Here is a 2,892-nt window from a genome sequence, read left to right on the forward strand (position 1 = left end):
GGATGAAATCACTGTTTAAAGTAACGCTGCTGGCGACCACGATGGCCGTTGCGCTGAATGCACCTCTCTCTTTTGCTGCTGACGCCCCGGCTAAAGCCCCGGCGACCACCGACAGCAAAGCGGCATTCAAGAATGACGACCAAAAATCAGCCTATGCGCTGGGCGCGTCACTGGGTCGTTATATGGAAAACTCCCTGAAAGAGCAGGAGAAGCTGGGCATTAAACTGGATCAGGCTCAGCTGATTGCTGGCGTTCAGGACGCCTTCGCCAATAAGAGCAAGCTCTCTGACCAGGAGATCGAACAGACTCTGCAGGCCTTTGAAGCACGCGTGAAGGGTGCCGCTCAGGAGAAGATGGAGAAGGACGCGACTGAGAACGAAACCAAAGGCAAAGCCTTCCGCGACACCTTTGCTAAAGAGAAGGATGTGAAAACCTCCTCTACCGGCCTGCTCTACAAAGTAGAGAAAGAGGGTACCGGCGACGCACCGAAAGATAGCGACACCGTAGTAGTCAACTACAAAGGTACGCTGATCGACGGTAAAGAGTTTGATAACTCCTACACCCGTGGCGAGCCGCTCTCCTTCCGTCTTGATGGCGTGATCCCGGGCTGGACCGAAGGCCTGAAAAACATCAAGAAAGGCGGCAAGATCAAGCTGGTTATCCCACCGGCGCTGGCCTACGGTAAAACGGGCGTTCCGGGCATCCCGGCTAACTCCACGCTGGTCTTCGACGTAGAGCTGCTGGATATCAAACCGGCACCGAAGGCGGACGCACAGCCGAAGGCGGAAGCGGCAGCACCGGCAGAGCAACCTGCCGCAGCGGATAAAAAGTAAGACGCTGAGAGCCGCCGCCTGACCAGGCGGCGGTTTTTTATTACAGGGCAGATATAATTAACACTGGAAAGCGCTATAGGCGCTGTATTAATTTAGATGTCCCTGTAAATGATGAGCCTGCCCTGAAAACATAACGACAGGCTCCTGAAAAGGAGTGTTTTTTTTCATGTCCAGGTCGCTATTAACCAACGAAACCAGCGAGCTCGATCTGCTGGATCAACGGCCTTTTGATCAGACCGACTTCGATATCCTGAAATCCTACGAAGCGGTGGTCGATGGGTTAGCGATGCTCATTGGTGCCCACTGTGAAATCGTCCTGCACTCCTTGCAGGATCTCAAATGCTCCGCCATTCGTATTGCCAACGGTGAACACACCGGGCGTAAGATTGGCTCGCCGATTACTGATCTTGCCCTGCGCATGCTGCACGACATGACGGGGGCGGACAGCAGCGTCTCTAAGTGCTACTTCACCCGCGCCAAGAGCGGCGTGCTGATGAAGTCGGTCACCATTGCCATTCGCAACCGCGAACACCGGGTGATTGGCCTGCTGTGCATCAACATGAACCTTGATGTACCTTTCTCGCAGATTATGAACACCTTCATTCCACCGGAGACGCCGGACGTTGGCTCCGCCGTGAACTTTGCCTCCTCGGTGGACGACCTGGTGATGCAGACCCTGGAGTTCACCATTGAAGAGGTGAATGCCGATCGTAACGTCTCGAACAATGCAAAAAACCGTCAGATCGTGCTGAACCTCTACGAAAAAGGCATCTTTGACATTAAAGATGCAATTAACCAGGTCGCCGATAGGCTGAATATCTCCAAGCATACGGTCTACCTCTACATCCGCCAGTTTAAGAGCGGTGATTTTCAGGGGCAGGATAAGTAATGCGCTTTGCCTTACTGGTGACAGGGCCCGCCTACGGCACGCAGCAGGCCAGCAGCGCGTGGCAGTTTGCCCAGGCGCTACTGGCGGCGGGCCACGAGCTGGCGAGCGTCTTCTTCTATCGGGAAGGGGTCTATAACGCCAACCAGCTAACCGCGCCCGCCAGCGACGAGTTCGATCTGGTCCGAGCCTGGCAGGCGCTGCACCTTGAGCATCAGGTGGAGCTGCATATCTGCGTCGCGGCGGCGCTACGGCGTGGCGTGACCGATGAGAACGAGGCCCAACGAGCCGGACTGGCAGGGGCCAATCTCCAGCCGGGCTTTATGCTCAGCGGCTTAGGTGCGCTGGCCGAGGCCGCTTTAACCTGCGATCGTGTGGTACAGTTTTGATGAAAAGCGTGGCATTTGTTTTTAACTCCGCTCCCCACGGCTCCTCTGCCGGACGGGAAGGGCTGGACGCGCTGCTGGCGATGTCGGCCCTGACCGAGGAGATCGGCGTCTTTTTCCTTGGCGACGGCGTTTTCCAGCTGCTGGTCAACCAGCGCCCCGACGATATTCTCGCGCGGGATTACATCGCCACCTTCAAGGTGCTGCCGCTCTATGATATCGAACAGCTCTGGCTGTGTGCGGCCTCGCTGCGCGAGCGCGGGCTGAGCGCCTCAACCACGTTTATTCTTGATGCCCAGCCGCTGGAACCTGAAGCGCTGCGCGAGTGTCTACATCGCTATGACGTCGTCATGACGTTCTGAGGCTGTTATGCTGCATACTCTTCGTCACTCTCCCTGGCAGTGCGACATCGCTACGCTGCTGCGCACGATGCAGGAGGGTGACGACCTGCTGCTGCTCTCTGATGGCGTAGCGGCGGCGGTAAAGGGAAGCCGTTACCTTGATTTACTGCTGGCTGCCCCCATATCCGTTCATGCTCTGCAGGAAGACATTGATGCCCGCGGTCTTTCTGGTCAAATTTCGAACAGCGTCGTGCTGGTTAGCTATACTGATTTTGTTAGCCTGACGGTAAAACACGCTGCTCAGATCGCCTGGTAAGGCGAGATCGCTGTATATTTCTTGACACCTTTTGAGCACAGCCCTAAAATTCCGCGTCCTCATATTGTATGAGGGCGTTTTATTACGTGTTTACGAAGCAAAAGCTAAAACCAGGAGCTATTTAATGGCA

The 2,892-nt window shown here is 55.6% G+C and carries 5 protein-coding genes; all 5 read left to right on the forward strand.

Going from position 1 to position 2,892, the window contains the following annotated elements; translation table 11 throughout:
* The first annotated feature begins 2 nt into the window (after window positions 1–2).
* The 5 genes from fkpA to tusB all read left to right on the forward strand — a co-directional run bounded on the left by fkpA (window position 3) and on the right by tusB (window position 2,762).
* The gene (gene fkpA, locus RTP97_RS21355) at window positions 3–833 is read left to right on the forward strand and encodes an FKBP-type peptidyl-prolyl cis-trans isomerase (RefSeq protein WP_312211925.1); all 831 of its coding nucleotides are present in this window, start codon (window positions 3–5) and stop codon (window positions 831–833) included.
* Window positions 834–999: 166 nt separating this feature from the next.
* Window positions 1,000–1,722: a transcriptional regulator gene (locus tag RTP97_RS21360; protein ID WP_042393043.1), complete on the forward strand. Its 723-nt coding sequence runs from the start codon at window positions 1,000–1,002 to the stop codon at window positions 1,720–1,722.
* Window positions 1,722–2,108: a sulfurtransferase complex subunit TusD gene (gene tusD, locus RTP97_RS21365; protein ID WP_312417212.1), complete on the forward strand. Its 387-nt coding sequence runs from the start codon at window positions 1,722–1,724 to the stop codon at window positions 2,106–2,108. The genes RTP97_RS21360 and tusD overlap by 1 nt, the downstream gene beginning before the upstream one ends.
* Window positions 2,108–2,467 carry a sulfurtransferase complex subunit TusC gene (gene tusC, locus RTP97_RS21370; protein WP_312417214.1) on the forward strand — a complete coding sequence of 120 codons (360 nt, stop codon included), beginning with the start codon at window positions 2,108–2,110 and terminating at the stop codon, window positions 2,465–2,467. Before tusD ends, tusC begins: the two co-directional genes overlap by 1 nt.
* A 7-nt stretch (window positions 2,468–2,474) precedes the next feature.
* Window positions 2,475–2,762: a sulfurtransferase complex subunit TusB gene (tusB, locus tag RTP97_RS21375; protein WP_312211928.1), complete on the forward strand. Its 288-nt coding sequence runs from the start codon at window positions 2,475–2,477 to the stop codon at window positions 2,760–2,762.
* Window positions 2,763–2,892: the final 130 nt, after the last annotated feature.

It is taken from the genome of Pseudescherichia sp., from assembly GCF_031998825.1.
Taxonomy (GTDB): domain Bacteria; phylum Pseudomonadota; class Gammaproteobacteria; order Enterobacterales; family Enterobacteriaceae; genus Pseudescherichia.

What these genes read in the sequence shown, in the direction of transcription:
- fkpA (WP_312211925.1), top strand. Translation starts at nt 3, where the DNA reads ATGAAATCACTGTTTAAAGTAACGCTGCTGGCGACCACGATGGCCGTT.
- RTP97_RS21360 (WP_042393043.1), top strand. Translation starts at nt 1,000, where the DNA reads ATGTCCAGGTCGCTATTAACCAACGAAACCAGCGAGCTCGATCTGCTG.
- tusD (WP_312417212.1), top strand. Translation starts at nt 1,722, where the DNA reads ATGCGCTTTGCCTTACTGGTGACAGGGCCCGCCTACGGCACGCAGCAG.
- tusC (WP_312417214.1), top strand. Translation starts at nt 2,108, where the DNA reads ATGAAAAGCGTGGCATTTGTTTTTAACTCCGCTCCCCACGGCTCCTCT.
- tusB (WP_312211928.1), top strand. Translation starts at nt 2,475, where the DNA reads ATGCTGCATACTCTTCGTCACTCTCCCTGGCAGTGCGACATCGCTACG.